This is a genomic window from Streptosporangium sp. NPDC000095, from assembly GCF_042899335.1.
GTDB lineage: Bacteria > Actinomycetota > Actinomycetes > Streptosporangiales > Streptosporangiaceae > Streptosporangium.
In genome coordinates this window covers 141,626-161,188 of sequence record NZ_JBIAZS010000007.1, presented here as the reverse complement: position 1 = coordinate 161,188, position 19,563 = coordinate 141,626, and the positions used below count along the sequence as shown (strand labels likewise).

19 protein-coding genes are annotated in these 19,563 nt (G+C 69.9%); 4 read left to right on the top strand and 15 right to left on the bottom strand.

Annotated features, from left to right (window positions below; all coding sequences use genetic code 11):
* Window positions 1–240: 240 nt before the first annotated feature.
* Together ACFY3V_RS17930 and ACFY3V_RS17925 are read right to left on the bottom strand one after the other, a co-directional pair.
* Window positions 241–1,488, bottom strand: coding sequence for a class I SAM-dependent RNA methyltransferase (locus tag ACFY3V_RS17930; RefSeq protein ID WP_350946656.1), 1,248 nt, complete (start codon window positions 1,486–1,488; stop codon window positions 241–243).
* A gap of 67 nt (window positions 1,489–1,555) precedes the next feature.
* A complete protein-coding gene (locus tag ACFY3V_RS17925) occupies window positions 1,556–3,598 on the bottom strand; it encodes an APC family permease (protein ID WP_389774481.1) in 2,043 nt (680 codons plus the stop codon).
* A 116-nt stretch (window positions 3,599–3,714) separates the two neighbouring features.
* Between ACFY3V_RS17925 and ACFY3V_RS17920 the strand changes: the two genes are divergently transcribed.
* Complete coding sequence (locus tag ACFY3V_RS17920) at window positions 3,715–4,380, top strand: TrkA family potassium uptake protein (RefSeq protein ID WP_362900287.1); 666 nt, start codon at window positions 3,715–3,717, stop codon at window positions 4,378–4,380.
* Window positions 4,380–5,051 (top strand): TrkA family potassium uptake protein, encoded by a 672-nt coding sequence (locus tag ACFY3V_RS17915; protein ID WP_350946653.1) that lies wholly within the window; start codon window positions 4,380–4,382, stop codon window positions 5,049–5,051. The genes ACFY3V_RS17920 and ACFY3V_RS17915 overlap by 1 nt, the downstream gene beginning before the upstream one ends.
* 153 nt (window positions 5,052–5,204) lie before the next feature.
* Here the strand turns inward: ACFY3V_RS17915 and ACFY3V_RS17910 are convergent, their stop codons facing one another.
* The 7 genes from ACFY3V_RS17910 to valS form a co-directional block, all read right to left on the bottom strand.
* Window positions 5,205–5,867 (bottom strand): DUF3159 domain-containing protein, encoded by a 663-nt coding sequence (locus tag ACFY3V_RS17910; protein WP_350946850.1) that lies wholly within the window; start codon window positions 5,865–5,867, stop codon window positions 5,205–5,207.
* 33 nt (window positions 5,868–5,900) lie between these two features.
* Window positions 5,901–6,293, bottom strand: a complete 393-nt coding sequence (locus ACFY3V_RS17905; protein ID WP_350946652.1) for an OB-fold nucleic acid binding domain-containing protein — start codon at window positions 6,291–6,293, stop codon at window positions 5,901–5,903.
* Window positions 6,294–6,342: 49 nt separating this feature from the next.
* Entirely contained in the window at window positions 6,343–7,026 is a 684-nt protein-coding gene (locus tag ACFY3V_RS17900; protein WP_362900290.1) for a DUF3710 domain-containing protein, read from the bottom strand.
* 127 nt (window positions 7,027–7,153) lie between these two features.
* A complete protein-coding gene (gene dut, locus ACFY3V_RS17895) occupies window positions 7,154–7,597 on the bottom strand; it encodes a dUTP diphosphatase (RefSeq protein WP_350946650.1) in 444 nt (147 codons plus the stop codon).
* Window positions 7,594–8,148: a PaaI family thioesterase gene (locus ACFY3V_RS17890; RefSeq protein WP_362900294.1), complete on the bottom strand. Its 555-nt coding sequence runs from the start codon at window positions 8,146–8,148 to the stop codon at window positions 7,594–7,596. The genes dut and ACFY3V_RS17890 overlap by 4 nt, the downstream gene beginning before the upstream one ends.
* An 11-nt stretch (window positions 8,149–8,159) precedes the next feature.
* On the bottom strand, window positions 8,160–9,416 hold the full coding sequence (locus tag ACFY3V_RS17885) for an AI-2E family transporter (RefSeq protein WP_389774475.1): 1,257 nt from the start codon (window positions 9,414–9,416) through the stop codon (window positions 8,160–8,162).
* A gap of 538 nt (window positions 9,417–9,954) precedes the next feature.
* Window positions 9,955–12,546, bottom strand: a complete 2,592-nt coding sequence (gene valS, locus ACFY3V_RS17880; protein WP_389774473.1) for a valine--tRNA ligase — start codon at window positions 12,544–12,546, stop codon at window positions 9,955–9,957.
* 83 nt (window positions 12,547–12,629) lie between these two features.
* Here valS and ACFY3V_RS17875 point away from each other — a divergent pair, with 83 nt between their 5' ends.
* On the top strand, window positions 12,630–12,926 hold the full coding sequence (locus ACFY3V_RS17875) for a DUF4235 domain-containing protein (protein ID WP_362508873.1): 297 nt from the start codon (window positions 12,630–12,632) through the stop codon (window positions 12,924–12,926).
* Between the two features lie 135 nt (window positions 12,927–13,061).
* Here the strand turns inward: ACFY3V_RS17875 and ACFY3V_RS17870 are convergent, their stop codons facing one another.
* The 5 genes from ACFY3V_RS17870 to ACFY3V_RS17850 all read right to left on the bottom strand — a co-directional run bounded on the left by ACFY3V_RS17870 (window position 13,062) and on the right by ACFY3V_RS17850 (window position 18,181).
* The gene (locus tag ACFY3V_RS17870) at window positions 13,062–14,483 is read right to left on the bottom strand and encodes a trehalose-6-phosphate synthase (RefSeq protein WP_362900300.1); all 1,422 of its coding nucleotides are present in this window, start codon (window positions 14,481–14,483) and stop codon (window positions 13,062–13,064) included.
* 55 nt (window positions 14,484–14,538) lie between these two features.
* Window positions 14,539–15,474, bottom strand: a complete 936-nt coding sequence (locus ACFY3V_RS17865; RefSeq protein ID WP_362900302.1) for a hypothetical protein — start codon at window positions 15,472–15,474, stop codon at window positions 14,539–14,541.
* A gap of 81 nt (window positions 15,475–15,555) precedes the next feature.
* Window positions 15,556–15,855: a DUF4193 domain-containing protein gene (locus ACFY3V_RS17860; protein WP_030914836.1), complete on the bottom strand. Its 300-nt coding sequence runs from the start codon at window positions 15,853–15,855 to the stop codon at window positions 15,556–15,558.
* Between the two features lie 272 nt (window positions 15,856–16,127).
* Window positions 16,128–17,531 (bottom strand): HAMP domain-containing sensor histidine kinase, encoded by a 1,404-nt coding sequence (locus tag ACFY3V_RS17855; RefSeq protein WP_362900304.1) that lies wholly within the window; start codon window positions 17,529–17,531, stop codon window positions 16,128–16,130.
* On the bottom strand, window positions 17,528–18,181 hold the full coding sequence (locus ACFY3V_RS17850) for a response regulator transcription factor (protein ID WP_350946642.1): 654 nt from the start codon (window positions 18,179–18,181) through the stop codon (window positions 17,528–17,530). Before ACFY3V_RS17850 ends, ACFY3V_RS17855 begins: the two co-directional genes overlap by 4 nt.
* 207 nt (window positions 18,182–18,388) lie before the next feature.
* Here ACFY3V_RS17850 and ACFY3V_RS17845 point away from each other — a divergent pair, with 207 nt between their 5' ends.
* Window positions 18,389–18,571: a hypothetical protein gene (locus ACFY3V_RS17845; protein WP_350946858.1), complete on the top strand. Its 183-nt coding sequence runs from the start codon at window positions 18,389–18,391 to the stop codon at window positions 18,569–18,571.
* A gap of 89 nt (window positions 18,572–18,660) precedes the next feature.
* Here the strand turns inward: ACFY3V_RS17845 and ACFY3V_RS17840 are convergent, their stop codons facing one another.
* A complete protein-coding gene (locus tag ACFY3V_RS17840; protein ID WP_362900306.1) occupies window positions 18,661–19,479 on the bottom strand; it encodes an inositol monophosphatase family protein in 819 nt (272 codons plus the stop codon).
* Window positions 19,480–19,563 lie beyond the last annotated feature (84 nt).

Sequence of the window (19,563 nt, the reverse complement as noted above, 5' to 3'; positions counted from 1 at the left end):
CCCGACCGTTGGAAGGGAGCGGATGCCTTCGGCCCGGTCGCGCGGCGAGGGCGACTCTCCTACGCGACCGTACTGGGTCCCTATGTGATCAGAGGGTTACGGTCTACCTCTCGGTACGCATCGGTCCAGTCGAGGCGAGGGTTTGCAGCGACCGTGATCGTGCGCATCTCATGCGCGAAGATCTCGGAAAACGCCGGCTCACGCTGACACATGACATGTTGCATCACCGCGGGGCAGAGCCTAGATCGACTCGCTGACCAGCAGCGCCACGCACTCCACGTGGTGCGTCATCGGGAAGGCGTCGAAGGCCCGCAGGTCGGCGAGGCGGTAGCCTCGCTCGGCGAACCAGGCCAGGTCGCGGGCGAGGGTGGCCGGGTCGCAGGAGACGTACACGATCCGGGTCGCCTGGAGGGTGGTCACGTTCTCGACGACGTCGCGGCCCAGGCCCGCCCTGGGCGGGTCGACGACGACCAGGTCCGCGCGCTCGATGCCGAAGCGGTCGAGGGCGTTCTCCACGCGTCCCCTGGCGAAACGGGCCTGGGGCAGGTCGCGGAGGTTGCGTTCCGCGTCGCGGACCGCCACGGACTCGGACTCGACGCCGAACACGGCTCCCTCGGGACCGACCGCCTCGGCCAGCCCCGCGGCGAACAGGCCGACGCCGCAGTAGAGGTCGAGGGCCCACTCGCCGGGGCGCGGGGCGGCGAACTCCATGACGGCGTCGAGGAGGGTGGCCGCGGCACCGGGGTGCACCTGCCAGAAACCGCTGCCGGTGACCTGGAAGTCTCGGCCGGCGACCCGCTCGACGAGATGGTTGCGGCCGTGGACGACGCGGCTGCGGCCCTTGCCCTCGTCGACGAAGACGGCCACGCTCGTGTCGAGGTCGGGGATCGCCACCGTGCGCCTGGGCTTGGGGGCGACCACGACCGCCTGGTCACCGGCGCTGGAGGCGATGACCTCCACCGATGAGGCGTTGCGCCAGTTCATCACCTCGGCGCCGACGTTCTCCACCTCGGGGTGGGCGATCAGGCAGGCGTCCACCGGCTCGATGTCGTGGGAGCGGTGGCGGCGCAGGCCCAGGCTCCCGTCCCGCTCGACGGCGAACTGGACGCGGGTGCGCCAGCCGAGCCCGTCGGGGGCTCCGGGGACCTCCTCGACGATGCCCTTCCAGTCGATCGAGGCCAGCCGCTTGAGCTGCTCGGCCACCACATCGGCCTTCAGCCGGCGCTGGGCGTCGAGGGAGGCGTGCTGCCAGTCGCAGCCGCCACAGCGGCCGGGGCCCGCGAACGGGCACGGCGGGGTCACCCGGTCGGTGGAGGGCTCCAGGATCTCGACCGCGTCGGCCCGCAGGAACCGGGAGGTCTCCTCGGTGATCTCGGCGACGACGCGCTCGCCGGGCAGCGCGTGCCGCACGAAGACGACCCGTCCGTCATGGCGGGCGACGCACCAGCCACCGTGCGCAACCGGTCCAACCGTCAGTTCGATCGCCATGGCCGTCGCCCCCAAGAGTAAATCGTCGTCGGTCGAGCCTCCTCGCGTCAGGAGCACCTACGAAAGGTTATGCCTTGACGTCCTCGTCTCGCGCCGCCTCCTGGGGCGGACGGCGTACGGCGCCCGGCGCGAGGGGCTCGGGGCGGCCCTTGAGCCGGTCGGAGGAGTGCAGCTGCCAGGGCACGCTGATCACCATCACGCCTGGCTGGAACAGCAGGCGGCCCTTCAGACGCAGCGCGCTCTGGTTGTGCAGGAGGTGCTCCCACCAGTGGCCGACGACGTATTCGGGAATGTAGACGCTCACCACGTCCCGGGGGGAACGGCGGCGCAGCGACTTGACGTACTCCAGGATCGGCCGGGTGATCTCGCGGTAGGGCGAGTCGAGCATCTTCAGCGGCACCGGGATGCCGCGCCGCTCCCACTCCTCCTGCAGCGCCCTGGCCTCCGGCCCCTCCACGCCCACGGTGATCGCCTCCAGCGTGGAGGGACGGGTGGCGCGGGCGTAGGCGAGAGCACGCAGGGTCGGCTTGTGGATCTTGGAGACCAGGACGATGACGTGGTTGCGCGCGGGCAGCATCGTCTCGTCCACCTGGGAGTCCTCGGCGACGGCGAGTTCGGCCGCCACGTTCTCGTAGTGGCGGTGGATGCCCTTCATCATCAGGAAGAGCACCGGCATGGCCACGCAGACGATCCAGGCCCCGTGGGTGAACTTGGTGACCAGCACCACCACCAGCACCAGGCCGGTCATGACGCCGCCGAAGAAGTTGATCGTCCGCGAGCGGTGCATCTGGTGGCGGCCCCTGGGGTCGGTCTCGGTTCTCAGATGCCTGCTCCAGTGCCTGACCATGCCGATCTGGCTCAGCGTGAACGACACGAAGACGCCCACGATGTAGAGGTTGAGCAGGCGGCTGACATCGGCGTCGAAGCCCCACAGCAGCAGGCAGGCCCCGGCGGCGAGGATCACGATGCCGTTGGAGAAGGCGAGCCGGTCGCCCCTGGTGTGCAGCTGACGGGGCAGGTAGCGGTCCTGGGCCAGGATCGAGCCGAGCACCGGAAAACCGTTGAAGGCGGTGTTGGCGGCGAGGAACAGGATCAGCGCGGTGACGGCGGCGATGAAGAAGAAGGGGAGCGAGCCGTTCCCGAAGACCGCGTCCGCCACCTGGGCGATGATCGGCTGCTGGTAGTAGTCGGGCCCGGCGGGCCGGCCGTCGATGAGGATGTCGCGGTAGGCGACGGCGGGGTCGGCGACCTTGACGCCCGAGGCGAGCGCGAGGGTGATGATGCCGACGAACATCGTCACCGAGATCAGGCCCATCATCAGCAGGGTGTTCGCGGCGTTCTTGCTCTTGGGCTTGCGGAAGGCGGGCACGCCGTTACTGATCGCCTCGACGCCGGTGAGCGCGGCACAGCCGGAGGAGAACGCGCGCAGGATCAGGAAGGCCGCCGCGAAGGAGGTGAGGTTCGTCTGCTCGGCGATGATCTCGTACCCGGAGGTGGGCGCGTGCAGCTCGTCACCGAGGATCAGCACCCGGAATCCGCCCCACGCGATCAGGCCGAGGACCGCGAACATGAAGGTGTAGGTGGGGATCGCGAAGGCCGCGCCCGACTCGCGGATACCGCGCAGGTTGACCACGGTCAGCAGCACGACGATGACGATCGCGACCAGCGTCTTGTGCTCGGCGACGTACGGGATGGTGGCGCCCACGTAGTCGACGCCGTTGGCGACCGAGACCGCGACGGTGAGCACGTAGTCGACCATCAGGGCGCTGGCGACGGTGAGACCGGCGTTCGGGCCGAGGTTGACGGTGGCGACCTCGTAGTCGCCGCCCCCGCTGGGGTAGGCGTGCACGTTCTGCCGGTACGACGCCACGACGGTGAGCATCACCACGACGACGGCGACGGCCACCCAGGGGCTGAAGTGGTAGAAGGAGAGTCCCGCGAGGGAGAGGATGACCAGGATCTCCTGCGGGGCGTACGCGACGGAGGAGAGGGCGTCACTCGCGAAAACGGGTAGCGCGATGCGCTTGGGGAGCAGTTGCTCGTGTAGCTGCGTGCTGCGCAGCGCCCGCCCGATGAAAAGGCGTTTGACAAGGTCCGTCACCTTCGACACGTCTGCAGATGCTAGCCGTTATTCCTCGGCCCCACTCACGCGGCACTCCCGGGGCGGTCCATACTGGCTGAATACATCGGGAACAAGATCCGCCTCACAGCGACCGGCGGGGGAGCATGCATATCGTGATCATGGGGTGTGGGCGGGTCGGTTCGACCCTGGCGCACATTCTTGAGGACAGCGGCCACTCGGTCGCGATCATCGACCATGACCCGCAGGCGTTCCGCCGCCTGCGGGCGGGGTTCAGGGGTCGCCGGGTGACCGGGGTCGGCTTCGACAGGGACGTCCTGGAGGAGGCGGGCATCGAGGCCGCGGCAGCCTACGTGGCGGTGAGCAGCGGAGACAACTCCAACATCATCTCCGCCAGGGTCGCCCGCGAGACGTTCGGCGTGGACAACGTCGTGGCCAGGATCTACGACTCCCGGCGCGCCGAGGTCTACCAGCGGCTGGGCATCCCCACCGTGGCCACGGTCCGCTGGACCGCCGACCAGATCCTGCGCCGCGTCCTGCCCGAGGGCGCCGAGCCGCTCTGGCGCGACCCCAGCGGGCGCGTGGTGCTGGCGGAGGTGGCCTACCACCCCGGCTGGATCGGCACCCTGACGAGGGATCTGGAGGCGGCGGCGGGCACCCGCCTGGCGTTCGTCAACCGGATCGGCGACACCCTGCTGCCCAGGAACGACTCGGTGGTGCAGGAGGGCGACATACTGCACGTCATGGCGGTCGAGGCCGACATGGACCGCATCAACAAGGTGTTGTCCGGAGCGCCGGAGAAGGAGCACTGATGCGCGTCACCATCGCCGGCGCGGGGGCGGTCGGCCGGTCGATCGCCGCCGAGCTCCTGGAGAACGGCCACGAGGTCCTGCTCGTCGACATCGACCCCAAGGCCATCAAGATCGATACCGTGCCGCGGGCGGAGTGGCTGCTCGCCGACGCCTGCGAGATCTCCTCGCTGGACGAGGCGGGCCTCGCCGACTGCCACGTGGTCATCGCCGCCAGCGGTGACGACAAGGTCAACCTGGTGGTGTCACTGCTCGCCAAGACCGAGTACGGCGTGCCTCGCGTGGTCGCCAGGATCAACCACCCCAAGAACGAGTGGCTGTTCAACGAGTCGTGGGGCGTCGACGTGGCCGTCTCGACCCCGCGCCTGCTGAGCGCGCTGGTCGAGGAGGCGGTGAGCGTCGGCGACCTGGTGCGGCTGATGACCTTCCGCCAGGGCCAGGCCAACCTGGTCGAGCTCACCCTGCCCGAGGACGCGCCGGTCGTCGGCCAGCGCGCCGGCTCGGTTCCGTGGCCCAACGACACCGCCCTGGTCGCGATCCTGCGCGAGGGCCGGGTGCTGGTGCCCACCGCCGACGACCCGCTGGAGGCCGGCGACGAGCTGATGTTCGTGGCCAGCCAGGAGGTCGAGGAGGAGCTGGCCGAGCTCCTGTCCCCGCACCGCACGCCCCGCTGAACCCACGCTCCCGCGCACCGGGCGAGCCGGTCCTCCCGCACCGCGTGCCGGGGGATCGGCGCCGGGAAGCCGTGTGTGACCTCCTGAGGGCCGGACGGGTCGCCGCCCGGCGGACCGAGAAACTCTTCGCGAAGGCGAGGGCCGGCACGGCGGTCAGGAGGCCGCGGGCCGCACCGGGGTCCTGCCGCGGGCGAGGAGCCACACCATGGCCGCGAGCGCCGCGACCTGAAGCGGCCAGCCCATCGCGATCTTGAGGATGCCCAGCTGGGCGACCGCGTCGTCCCTGCCGATCAGATAGACGGGGAGCTGCACCGCCACCCGGATCACGCACGGGATCATCAGCAGCCAGGTGAGCCTGATGCACAACTTCACCACCGCCGGATCCGCGCGCCACGCGGTCGGGTCGCCGGTGACGGATCCGATGAGAAAGCCCACGACCGGCCACCGGGTGATGATCGACAGCAGCATGACCACGGAGTATCCGGCGTTGTAGAGGATGCCCGGCAGGAAGACGTCCTCCGCCTGGCCGGTACGGGAGGCGAAGAAGGCGCCGATGCCGATGCCGATCAAGCTGTTGATCACGAACTGCGGCGTCGAGCGTTGCACCAGCCGCACCACGAGCAGCAGCACCGCGGCCGAGATGCTCACGGTCAGGGACGGCCTCAGCTCCGAGGTGGTGATCCACATGACGGTGAAGGCGATGGTGGGCACGGCGGCCTCGATCACGCCTCGCACTCCGCCGAAGGCCTTGGCAAGCTGGCTGCGGATCGCGGCCTCGACCGTGTCGTGCGCGGCGGTCTCACCGGTGGTGGTCATCTTCTCGCTCACCGTCTTGGGATCGTCAATCACTCACGCACCGCCCGCTGGGCGCAGCTCGTATCTCGGATTGAACATGACTTTGCGGCCATCCTGCACGCTGACGAGCCCTTCCGCCAGCACCAGGCGCCCCGGCTCGATACCGGCGATCTTCCTGCGGCCCAGCCATATCAGGTCAATCACATCGGAACCATCGTAAAGCTCGGCCTCCAGTGCCGGAGCGCCTCCGCGAGGACGCAGCGTCACCGTCCGCAGCGTGCCGGTGACGCAGGAGCGGCGGCGCATACCGCAGGAGACGATGGGCGTGGCACCGTGACGATCGAGGTCCTGCTGGAGCTCGTCGGCCTCCAGTTCGTCCTGACCGGCGGTCAACCGACGGAAGAATCCCCGCAGACCGCCCTGTTTGTGCGGCTCCTGAGAACCCACGGACCTCTCCTTCACACCCGAGTCGAACCAGCGTACGCGATCCGGCCCGTCAGCGAATCTCGGCGATCTCCGGCCCCCGCTCGAACGGCTTGAGATCGGGCACCTCTCCCCCGGCGGCCTGCTGCTCCGCGGCCTGCTTGGCCTCGGGCGGCAGCCGGAGCTCGATCGCCTCCTTGGGAGCCATGGGCTCGTCGCCGCGTACCACGACCATGTCCCTGACGACACCCTCCAGCGTCTCGGCGGCCCCGGCCTCGTCGGCGGCCTTACCGCTGATCACCGCGCGCAGGAACCAGCGCGGCCCGTCCACCCCGATGTAGCGGACCGGCTGCTCGCCACCCTCCGCGGGGATCCTCGCGGCCAGCTCGACACCGAACGGCCCCTCCCGCTCCTCGGCGGTGCCTCCCGCGCCCTTGACCCCCTCGGCCAGTTCGGCCCTGACCTCGTCCCAGATCCCGCTGCGCTTGGGCGCCGCGAAGGCGTGCACCTGCAGGGCACTCCCCTCGAACAGCACCACGGCACCGACGATCTGGTCGCCGGCCAGGTTGAGCTGCACCTCGAAACCGGCGTCCACCGGCAGGCGCATGCCTCCGAGGTCGACCCGTTCGCGCTCGGGGTGGGGCTCGTCCGCGTCCCACGGCCCCGACTCCCGCGTCGGTACCCTCTCGACCTCTTCCACCGCGGCCTTGGCGGCCGGGGACTTCTCACGACGGCTGCGTCCGAACACTTCTCTCACGCTCCTTGAAGATTCACTCGTCACTCGTCACCCGCCGGGGACGGCGGCGGTCGCTCTCCGGGGCCGGGAGGATGCCCCGCCCTCGGATCGCCGGCCGTTCCGTCCACCTCGCCGGGGTCACTTCCTGTCAGTGGCCGGTGGACCCGAACCCGCCGGCGCCTCGCACCGAACCCGGCAGCCGGTCCACCTCGTGGAACGCCGCCTTCTCCACCTTCTGGATCACCAGCTGCGCGACCCGGTCTCCCCTGCGCAGCCGTACGACGCTCTTGGTGTCGGTGTTGATCAGTGTCACCTTGATCTCCCCCCGGTATCCCGCGTCGACGGTGCCGGGCGCGTTGACGAGCGTCACCCCATACCTGGAGGCCAGGCCCGAACGCGGGTGGACGAACGCGGCGTACCCGTCGGGCAGGGCGATCGCCAGCCCGGTGCCGACCACGGCTCGCTCTCCGGGGAGGAGCTCGACGTCCTCTGCGGCGTGCAGGTCGGCGCCCGCGTCGCCCGGATGGGCGTACGAAGGCGGCGGCAGGTCGGGATCGAGCCGGTGGATCAACACCTCGACGGTGTGGGTCACGGGTTCACCTCGTACTCGTGGTGCTCGTCGGCGATCTTCTGAATGTCGCCGTGCTTGGCGAAATGCTCCATGCCCACCTCGACGAAGAGGGCCGCGGCCCGCACGGCGACCGGACCGTCCGGGGAACCGATCCGGCCCTCAGCCTCAAGGTACGCCTTCCTGCCGGACATACCGTTGCACCAGGCGCGCAAATGCAGGGCGGTGCCCACCGGAACCGGCGCGAGATAGTCGGTCTCCAGCCGGGCGGTGACGTAGGGGCGCTGGAAGAGCCACACGGACATACCGATGACCTCGTCCATCGCCGCGGCGAGCACACCGCCGTGCGCCAGGCCCGGCGCGCCCTGGTGGGTCTCCTCCACGGTGAACTCGGCGACCACCGTGATCCCGTCTGGGGTGAGAGCGGTCAGGCGCAGGCCGTTCGGGTGGTCGGCACCGCAGCCGAAGCAGCGGCTGTAGTGGGAACCGAGCGGGGTGCCGGGAGCGGGGGCGCCGGGATGCGGCGCCGGGCGGGTCGCGTCCGGCGGAGGGGTGGTCAGGGCGGAACGGGTCACGGGGCAGAACGTTACCGCCTGGGCTGCGGTGATTCCTCATTCGCCGGCTTTCCCTCCGCACCGGCCCCCGGCCCGCCGGAACCGCTGCTCGGCTCCCCGGGACCACCGGGACCCTCGGAGCCCTCGGGACCACCGGAGCCCTCGGGACCGCCGGGACCGTGAGGTTCCCCGGGATCGGGGTGTGGCGGGGCAGGTGGCAGGGCGGGCCGGGAACCACCCCCGAGGAGCTCCGGCAGCGCGCGGTAGATCACCGCGGCCACCGGCACCGCCACGGCGGCCCCGGCGATGCCCGCCAGGATGCCGCCCACCGCGAGCACCAGAATGATCGCCAGCGGGTGGAAGTGCAGCACCCTGCCGACGATCAGCGGCTGGAGCACGTGGTTCTCCAGCTGCTGCTCCACGACCAGGATGCCGAGGAAGATCAGAGCGTAGATCGGGCCCTTGGCACCGAGGGTGACCAGGGTGGCCACCGCACCGGCGAAGAAGATTCCGACGATGGGGATGAAGCTGGCCAGGAAGATCAGCACCGCGAGCGGCGCCCAGAGCGGCACGCCCATCCCCGCGAGCACGATGCCCATGACCACACCGTGCACGGCGGCCACCGCGACCGTACCCTGCACGTAGTGCGAGAGCGTCACCCAGGCGGCCCGGCCGGCCCTGTCGACGCGGGGCGCGACGTCACCGAAGCCCTTCAGGAACCACGACCAGATCTGGTCGCCGTCCTTGAGCAGGAAGAACGTCACGAACAGCAGCAGCACGATGGAGGCGAGCACCTCCAGTGCCACCGTGGCGCCGGTGAGGACCGTCTGGGTGATCTGGTTGCGCTGGGTGGTGATCTGCCGCCCGATCTCGTCGACCCAGCTGGAGATCTGGGTCGGCTGCAGGTGCAGGGGGCCGGTGTAGAGCCAGTTCTCGACGCTCTTGACCGTCACGCGCAACTGGTCGAGGAGACCGGGGAACTCGTCGTTGGCACGCACCCCGATGATCCATCCGGTGCCGCCGAGCACGGCGAGCGCGATGATCATCGTGAGCCAGGTGGCGTAGATGGGCCGCATGCCCATCGCGCCGAACCTCCGGGTGAGCGGGAACAGCAGCGCGGTCAGCAGGAGCGCGACGGCCACCGGCAGCGCCACGATGCGCAGCGTCGCGATGAACTGCGCGAAGTAGAGGACCGCCCAGCCGATGATGATCAGGCAGAGGCTCCACATCGCGATGCGCAGCAGCGTGCGAGGCACCAGGTTGGTGAGGCGTTCCCGGTCGGATATCACATGTTCAAGACTGTCACGCCGGGAGGGTGAATGCGCGGGGGTTATCGCAGGAACACGAGACGCGATGGTTCGTCCGTGCGCCGAGTGCCGGCGCCCGTCCCGCGCCGACCCGGCGGGCGTGCGGGTGCCCATCCCGCCGGGGTGGGCACCCGCCTTGCCTGGTCGGCGACACACCCCGGCGAGATCGGCCTCCGCCCGTGACCGGGAGCCGACGCCCTGGTCACGGGCCGACGCCCACCGATCCCGAGCCGACGCCCCCCGGTCACCACTCACCGGATGAGCGCTCACCGGCAGGGGTCAGCGCTCATCCGGCGGGCGCGAGATCACCCTGTCTTCGAGGTAGCAGCTGCAGTTGCCACATCCTGGCGGCATGCCTGTCCTCCTCTCACCTGTCCTGCCTCGACCGTACGGCAGGACGCCCCGACGGGAAGGACAGATTCGCGTGCGCGCCCGGAGCACGGATCCCGCCCGGGACCCCTCGGCCGGGCGAGGAGCCGGACCTCACCGGGAGGCGTACCTCCGCACCTCGGGCCCACTGTCAGGTGAGAGCGACCTCCACGAGCAGATCCCCCTCGCCCTCGTGGAGCACGAACTCGTCGATGACGCCCGCGCCGCACAGGTCGTCCTGCGCCTGGCGCACGAGGGCGGCCCGCGCACCGGTGACGGTCAGCCGGGAGACCTCCGCGCGCATGGAGAGGCGCGCGTCGGACTTGGCCTTGCGGACCCGGCCGAGGACCGCGGCCACCACGGGCAGCAACTCGGGGTCGCCTCCGCGCTCACCCGCCTCGGGCCAGGCGGCCCGGTGCACCGAACCCTCACGCCACCAGGACCAGACCTCCTCGGTGACGAAGGGCAGGAAGGGGGCGAACAACCGGAGCATGACGTCGAGCGCCTCGCGCAGCGCCGCGTGCGCCGAACGCGCCGCTGTGTTCTCGCCGTTCTCGCCGTTCCCGCCGTTCCCGCCGTTTCCGGTCCCGGTGTTCGCGTCGTCGTAGGCCCTCGCCTTGACCAGCTCCAGGTAGTCGTCGCAGAACTCCCAGAAGAACCGCTCGGTCCGCTCCAGCGCGCGGGTGTAGTCGTAGCCCTCGAACGCCTCGGTGGCCTCGTGGACCACCTCCGACAGCCGGGCCAGCATCGACAGGTCGATCGGCTCGGTGACCTCCCCGCCCTCCTCGCCCAGGCCGAGGACGAACCTGGAGGCGTTCAGGATCTTGATGGCCAGGCGGCGACCGACCTTGATCTGACCGGTGTCGAACGCCGTGTCGGTGCCGGGGCGGCCGTTCGCCGCCCAGTAGCGGACCGCGTCGGAGCCGTACTGCTCCAGCAGGCCCAGCGGGGTGACCACGTTGCCCCGGGACTTGGACATCTTCTTGCGGTCGGGATCGAGGATCCACCCGGAGATCGCGACATCGCTCCAGGGCAGGGTGCCCTGCTCCAGGTGCGCGCGGACCACGGTGGAGAACAGCCAGGTCCGGATGATCTCGTGGGCCTGCGGGCGCAGGTTCATCGGGAAGACCCGCTCGAACAGGTCCTGGTCGCGCTCCCAGCCCCCGGCGATCTGCGGCGTCAGCGAGGAGGTGGCCCAGGTGTCCATCACGTCCTGGTCTCCGATGAAACCACCCGCCTTGCCGCGCTGGTCCTCGGTGTAGCCGGGCGGAACGTCGCTGGACGGGTCGATCGGCAGCGCGGACTCCGGCGGCATGATCGGCGCGGAGCGGTCGGGCTCGCCCTCGTCGTCCAGCGGGTACCAGACCGGGATGGGCACGCCGAAGAACCTCTGCCGGGAGATCAGCCAGTCGCCCGCCAGGCCCTGCACCCAGCTGTCGTAGCGGACCCGCATGTGCGGCGGGTGCCAGGAGAGCTCCGCGCCGCGTGCCAGGAGCGCGTCGCGCAGGGCGAGGTCGCGCCCTCCGTTGCGGATGTACCACTGGCGGGTGGTGACGATCTCCAGCGGCCGGTCGCCCTTCTCGTAGAACTTCACCGCGCGCCTGGTGGGCCGCGGCTCGCCCTCCATGTCACCCGAGGCGCGCAGCAGCTCCACGATCCGCTCACGGGCGCCGTGCACGGTCCTGCCCGCCAGCTCCGCGTAGGGCTCCTCCGGCACGCCCTCGGGCGCGTCCGGCAGCAGCCTGCCGTCCCAGCCGATGACGGCGCGGGTGGGCAGGTCGAGCTCGCGCCACCAGACGACGTCGGTGACGTCGCCGAAGGTGCAGATCATCGCGATGCCCGAGCCCTTGTCCGGCTCGGCCAGGTGGTGGGCGAGCACCGGCACCTCGACGCCGAACAGCGGTGTCCTGACCGTGGTGCCGAACAGGGGCCGGTAACGCTCGTCGTCCGGGTGGGCGACGAGTGCGACGCACGCGGGAAGCAGTTCGGGGCGGGTCGTCTCGATCCAGACCCGATCGCCGAACCCCCTGGCCCGCTGCTCCTCCGACAGGCCGAAGCCCAGCCGGTGGAAGGCACCGGGCCACTCCCGGTCCTCCAGCTCGGCCTGGGCGACGGCGGTGCGGAAGGTGACGTCCCACAGCGTGGGCGCCTGCGCCACGTACGCCTCACCCCTGGCGAGGTTGCGCAGGAAGGCGCGCTGGGAGGCGGCCCGCGCGGCCTCGCCGATGGTGGCGTACGTCAGCGACCAGTCCACCGAGAGGCCCAGGCGGCGCCAGAGCTCCTCGAAGACCTTCTCGTCCTCGACGGTGAGCCGCTCGCACAGCTCGATGAAGTTTCCGCGGGAGATCGGGATCTGCCGTTTGGGATCGGGTCTGGCCGGGGGCTCGAACGAGGGGTCGTAGGCGATGGAGGGGTCGCAGCGCACGCCGAAGTGGTTCTGCACCCGGCGCTCGGTGGGCAGGCCGTTGTCGTCCCAGCCCATGGGGTAGAAGACCTCGCGCCCGCGCATGCGCTGGAAGCGGGCGACGGTGTCGGTGTGGGTGTAGGAGAAGACGTGGCCGACGTGGAGGGAACCGGAGACGGTCGGCGGCGGGGTGTCGATCGAGTAGATCTCCTCGCGCGTGCGCGACCTGTCGAAACGGTAGGTTCCCCCGGTCTCCCAACGGCCCGACCATACGACTTCCAGGCCGTCGAGAGTCGGTTTCTCGGGCATGGTCGCAGGGCGCGGGCGCTGATGTGTCATGCCTCCCTATGGTATGGCTTCACGCGATACGACGCTCGGGGAGACTAGTGTTCTTGGGGCGAGCCACGAAACGGGAGGACCCTATGGCCGACAAGAGCGAGAAGCAGGACATGGCGTGGAGGGCGATCGGCGGCCTCCTGGGCCTCGCCACCGCGTGGGGGGCGAAGAAGGTCATCGGGTTCGCCTGGGAGAAGACCACCGGTAAGAAGCCTCCCGTCGACAACGAGTCCCTGGAGATCAGCCTCGGCGAGGCGATCGGCTACGCCGTGGTGATGGGGGTCGGCATGCAGGTGACGCAGATCGTGGTCGCCCGCACCGCCAAGAAGCGCTACAACGCCTGGAAGGCCATGAAGGACGCGGCCAAGGACGTCACCACCTGACGGCGAGACCGTGCCCCGCCGGTGACCCCGGCCGGGGTCACCGGCGTTGCCCCGGTGTTTCAGGACCCGTCGCCCCCGGCCGCCGTCAAGGACCCGCCGCGCCGCTCGCCCTGCCCGAGGGCGGCGAGGTCGCCGTCAGGAGGACTCCGAGACTTCGGAGGGTTCCGGTGAGTCCTGGGAGCCGGATGACTCCAGTGAGGTGAGAAACTCCTTGGCCCAGCGGTCCACGTCGTAGGTGGCCACCCTGCGGCGCAGCGACCGCATCCTGCGCGACAGATCGTGCGGGGTGGCCCGCATCGCGGTCAGCATCGTCCGCTTGAGACCGTCGACGTCGTAGGGGTTGACCATGAACGCCTGGCGCAGCTCGTCGGCCGCCCCGGCGAACTCGCTGAGCACCAGCGCGCCGCGCAGGTCGTTGCGGCAGGCGATGTACTCCTTGGCGACCAGGTTCATCCCGTCGCGCAGCGGCGTCACCATCATCACGTCCGCCGCGAGATAGAGCGCGGCGAGCTCGTCCCTGCCGTACGACTGGTGCATGTACTGCACGGGTTGCTGGCCGAGTTCTCCCTGCTCACCGTTGATCCGGCCGACCTGGAGTTCGATCGAGTCGCGCAGCCGTACGTACTCCTCGACCCGTTCCCTGCTCGGCGTGGCGATCTGTACGAACGCCGCCTCGCCCGGCTTGATCGCCCCCTCGGAGAGCAGCTCGCCGAACGCCTTCAGGCGCTGGCCGATGCCCTTGGTGTAGTCGAGCCTGTCCACGCCGAGCAGCAGGCACTCGGGATCACCCAGCTCCGCGCGGATCTCCCTCGCCCTGGAGATGATGTGCGGCTCCCTGACCAGGGAGTCGAGCTCGCCGAAGTCGACGGAGATGGGGAACGCCCCGGCGCGCACCACCCGGTCTCCCACGTAGATCTCGTGCTTGTGGTGCTGGAGGCCGAGCAGGCGGCGGCAGAGCCGGATGAAGTTGGACGCGCCGCCGGGGCGCTGGAACCCCACCATGTCCGCGCCGAGCAGCCCTTCGACGATCTCGCGCCGCCACGGCATCTGGGAGAACAGCTCGACCGGCGGGAAGGGGATGTGCAGGAAGAAGCCGATGCGCAGGTCCGGGCGGAGCTTGCGCAGCATGGCCGGGACCAGCTGGAGCTGGTAGTCCTGGATCCACACGACGGCGTTCTCCGCGGCCTCCTGCGCGGCGGCCTCGGCGAAGCGCTCGTTGACGGCGCGGTAGGCGTCCCAGGTGACCCGGGAGTAGACGGGCGTGGCGACCACGTCGTGGTAGAGCGGCCAGAGGGTGGCGTTGGAGAAGCCCTCGTAGTAGAGCTCGACCTCGGACCTGGACAGCGGGACGGGGACGAGCTGCATCCCGTCGTGCTCGAAGGGTTCGAGGGTCTCGTCGGGAGCGCCGTGCCAGCCGACCCAGGCCCCCTCCCTGCGCTGCAGGACGGGGGCGATCGCGGTGACGAGGCCGCCGGGGCTACGCCTCCACATGTCCTCCCCGACGCGGTCGACGGGCAGGCGGTTGGCGACGATCACAAATGCGCTGCGGCCCAGCACAAATTCCTCCAGGTAGTCGGGGGCTTACTGAACTAACTACCCGTTTGCGAGGTTTCTATGGCTTACCTGGTGGAAGGGGTCGGTGAACCCTCAGATCGGCCCGTACGACCTCGCCGAGCTTCTTCGTGGCGGCGCGGTTGAGGAATCCTCCGGCCACGGCGCCCGTGAGGAACGGGCCGAAGGTGGTGAGGTGGCGTCCGAGGGTGCGCATCAGCCTGTTGCGCAGGGCCGTCTTGGCCGCGGTGCCCAGGGCGACGGTCATCGTCCCCGGCGCCATGGGGTCGACGCCGCGCTGCTTGGACCAGGCCATCGCGAAGGCCATGGCGCGCTGGGAGCCGGTGCCCGGCACCTGGATCCCGTACACCTCGTGGAGTTCGGCGATGAGCTTGACCTCGATCGCGGCCACGACAAGGGTCTCGGCGACGAGCTGGGCGGGGGCGGAGAGCAGGAGAGGGGGAGCTGCGAACTCGGCGGCGGCGACGGCCCCGCCGATCGCCCCGACCGTCATGGTTCCCTTGGTCGCGGTGCGTACCAGGTCGTCGGCGAGCGCCTCGGAGGTGAGGCCGCGGTGATGCTCGGAAAGGGTCTGCAGGTCGCGGATGGGGATGCGGGGCGCCACGGCCATGAACACGTCGGTCAGCCAGCGACCCCGGTTCTCTCCCGACGCCTTGGCCCTCTTCGCCCCTCGCGCCAGTGATCTCGTGAGGCGGCCGAGCAACTTTCGCCGCTCGGCCGCGTCCATGTCGCCCGGCTCGGCGAGCCTGCCGACGAGCTCGGCCACCTCTTGGTCGGATCGGCCGGTGCCGTCGGCCGCGGCCGCTCCGTGATCGGGACGGCTTTCCGGGGTCGTCCTGCGATCGGGACCGCCTTCCGGGGTCGCCTCCCGCCCGGCCTCGTCGCGGGGGGCCGCTCTGTGATCAGGCGCGCCGTCCGACTCCTCGGCCGTGGAGTCGTCCGGCGCGGCACCGCTCTGCCTGTTCTCTGACGTCATGTCTCGGAACCTCCTCAAGGCTGTCCTGGGGCCCTACCCGTACTTGGAAGAGCACACCTCGGACAGGCCATCGGAATCATCTCAAGCCGCGCATTCCCGGCATATCTGCTGGCCGTTCTTCTCAACGGCGAGTTGACTGCGGTGGTGCACCAGGAAGCAGCGCGCGCAGGTGAACTCGTCGGCCTGACGAGGAATCACCCGGAGCGAGAGTTCCTCGTTCGACAGGTCCGCGCCCGGCAGTTCGAGCGACTCGGCCAGATCGGTCTCGTCGATGTCGATACTGCCCGAGGACTTGTCGGTACGGCGGGCCTGCAGTTCCTGAAGACTGTCCTCACTGAGGTCGTCGTCGGTCTTGCGTGGGCTGTCGTAATCGGTAGCCATCGGTCTGATCCATCCCCCTCATCTATCTGTCTGCGCTGACTCGCGCGTGTGTAACGCTTGGGAGGCACGACTTGTGCCCGATCCGCCAGAGAGATTCCTGCTTCGGTACCCCGCCGGAATGGTCACTGAACCTCCCTACACGTGAGGGACGTACTGCCAATGGCCACGGTTAGCCAAATATGGCGTAAACCACAGCATCGGCGGCATGCACCACCGTGTTCGACGGCACATCCAACCACATGTACGGCGTGAACGAGACGCCCCCCGCCGGATCAACGTGACTGAAGTCGCACGGTGACCACGAGACCCCCTCCGTCCCTGGGTACGGCGGTCACGTTGCCCCCGTGGGCGCGCACGACCGCGCGCACGATGGAGAGCCCGAGCCCCGCCCCCTTGTCGGAGTCGACCCGGTCGGCATTGAGCCGCCTGAACGGCTCGAAAAGGCTGTTCACCTCGTACGCGGGCACATGCGACCCCGTGTTGGCCACCTGAACAACCAACGCCCCCTCCACCATTCCCGTCCTCACCCACAGGCGTCCGGAATCAGGGAGATTGTGCTTTATCGCGTTCTCCACCAGGTTGGCCACGCACCGCTCGAGCAGCACCGGATCCCCGACGGTCTCGGCGCCCCGAAGGTCGGGGATCACCGTGACCCCGGCCTTGTCGGCCCGCGCGGCGAGCTGGTCGACGACGGTCTCGGCCACGTCCTTCATGTCCACCGGCTTGCGCACGCTCAGCTCGCGCTCGCTGCGGGCGAGCAGCAACAGGCCCTCGATCAGGCGCTCGTTGCGGGCGTTCACCTCCAGGAGCGTGCGGCCCAGCGCCTTCAGGTCACCCGACGCCTCCGGATCGCCCAGGGCGATCTCCAGGACCGTCCGGTTGATCGTCAGGGGGGTGCGCAGCTCGTGCGAGGCGTTGGCCACGAATCTTCGTTGTGTGTCGAAGGCCACATTCAGCCTGGTGAGCATCGCGTCGAAGGTGTCGGCCAGCTCCTTCAGCTCGTCGTCGGGACCCTTGAGGTCGATCCGCTCGTGGGCGAGCGTGGAGCCCGACAGCTTGCGTGCCGTGGCGGTCATCTGCTGGATGGGCTTGAGCGCCCGGTCGGCGACGATGTAGCCGATGATGACGGCGAGGATGCCGACCCCCAGCAGGGCGAGCAGCGAGCGGGCCAGCAGCTCCCGCTGCGCCCCGGTGATCGCGACGTGCTGCTGCCAGTACCACTGCCGCTTGATCTCTGTCGCCAACTGCGGCCCCACAAGCCCGTCCAGGTCGGACGGGAAGGGCGGCCACGCCCCGTAGAGCGCCCAGCCCACCAGGAGGTAGATCACGGCCAGCAGCAGGGCGCCGGCCGTGAAGAACAGCACGGCGTAGGTGATGGTGAGCCGCCACCGGATGCTGATCCGGTCGATGATCGACCTCAGCCGCTCCAGCGGGGTCCTCTCCATCGGGGCGGCGCCCGCCGGGGGCGGCCCGTCCCAGGCCGGCGGGCCGGTCGGCGGCGGGGGCTGCTCGTCCTGCCTCCGCTCTCCGGCGGGCCCGGACTCCAGCCGCTCGTTCTTCCAGGCGCCCCGCTCGGAGTGAGGGCTGATCATCGGATGGGTCGGCACCGTGTCGCGGTTCTCTCCCACCGGGACGAACGTCGGGCGTTCCTCTCCCCCACCTGCCGGAGCGTTCACAGCTTGTACCCGACCCCTGGCACCGTCTCGATCACCTGGGGCTCGCCCAGTTTCTTCCTCAGCGTCATCATGGTGACGCGCACGACGTTGGTGAACGGGTCGATGTTCTCGTCCCACGCCTTGTCCAGCAGGTCCTCCTGGCTGACGACCGCGCCCTCGGCGCGCATCAGCTCCTCCAGGACCGCGAACTCCTTCTTGGTGAGCGCGACCTCCGCGCCGTCCCTGGTCACCAGCCGCTTGCCCGGATCCAGACGCACCCCGGAGCGCTCGAGCACCGGCGGCAGCGCCGGGGCGGAACGACGGCCGAGCGCCCGCACCCGCGCCACCAGCTCGACGAACACGAAGGGCTTGGCCAGATAGTCGTCGGCCCCCAGCCCCAGCCCCTCCACCTTGTCGTCGACGTCGCCGGAGGCGGTCAGCATGAGGATCCTGGAGGCGGTGCGCGAGGCCACCAGGCGACGGCAGACCTCGTCGCCGTGGACCTTGGGCAGATCCCTGTCCAGGACGATCACGTCGTAGTCGATGTAACCCGTCCGCTCCAGCGCCCCCGCACCGTCGTAGGCCACGTCCACGGCCATCGCCTCGCGCCGGAGCCCGGTCGCGATCGCGTCGGCGAGCACCCGCTCATCCTCGACCACAAGCACTCGCATGGCCTATGGCACCTCCCGTCACATTCCCAGAGCAGCCGCTGGGACGGCCTCCCCATTCTCCCCTCACCACCCGTAAGCACACGGTAAGCCCTTCACAGGAGGGGGCACTCCATGTGATGTCGGAAACACGCAGGTTTAGCGCCTGGTTCACCCTGGGTACAGCCGGTTCCAGTCTCCATAACGGTATCCTCCGTTCCCCATGAGCCCGTGAGAAAGAAGGTGAAGATGGGCGAGTTCACCGCCACAATCGAACACCGCCTCGACCAGGCATACAAGAACTTGCAGGAGGCCAGGTCCTCCGGCGACGACTACCTCGCCGACACCTTCACCGCCGAGATCGAGGATCTCCGCCGTCTGGCCACAGATAACGGCGTCCCCGTCCAGCGCTGATGGGAAGGAGCCCTCCGGCCTACCGCCGGAGGGCTCTTTCACGTCCTCACCCGGCCCACCTCATCCGAGGGGACCGGCCCTCGTGAAGGTCAGGCGTCGCGTTCCGGGTCGAGCGGGAGCAGCAGGTCGTGCAGCTCCTCGAACAGGCCGGGGGCCGCGCACAGCAGAAGACCGGGATTGGCCGGCCTGCCCTCAAGCCCGCCGACCCTCGCCCCGGCCTCCGCGGCGATGAGGCCGCCGGCCCCGTAGTCCCAGTACTGAGGACCGCGCTCGTAGTAGCCGTCCACCCGCCCCGCCGCCACCGAACACAGGTCGGAGGCCGCCGAGCCGCCCCTGCGGATGTCGCGCACGCGCGGCAGCACGTGGCGGAGCACCTCGGCCTGCACCTCGCGCCGCCCGCTCTCGTAGCCGAACCCGGTGGCGATCAGCGCCCGATCCAGCGGCACCCCGGTGTTGCAGCTCAGCCGCTCTCCGGCCAGCCAGGCTCCCCCGCCCTTGACGGCGGTGAACACCTCGCCGCGGGGCACGACGTTCACCGCTCCCGCGATCACCTCGCCGTCCGCCTCGACCGCGATGCTGACCGCCCACTCGGGCACCCCGTACAGGAAGTTGACCGTCCCGTCGATCGGGTCGACGATCCAGCGGATCCTGCCCTCGCCGGTCGCGCCGCCCTCCTCGCCGAGGATCGCGTCGTCGGGCCTGACGGCCTTGATCCTGTCGCGGATGAGCTCCTCCGAGGCCCGGTCGAGGGCGGTCACCACGTCGGTGGGGCTGGACTTGGTGACCAGCACCTCGGGCCGGGCCGGCCGCTTGGCCAGCAGCATCTCACCGGCCTCTCTGGCGATCTCCTCCGTCAGCCGCCCGAAGGTCACGGCGCTGTCCACGATCCCCTCACCACTCTCGCTCATTCGGGCGGGTCCTCCTTGACGGGACCCGCCCTCCCACATGCCCGGCCGGACGTACGGCAGTCCTCGCCGCCCCGCCGAAATCTG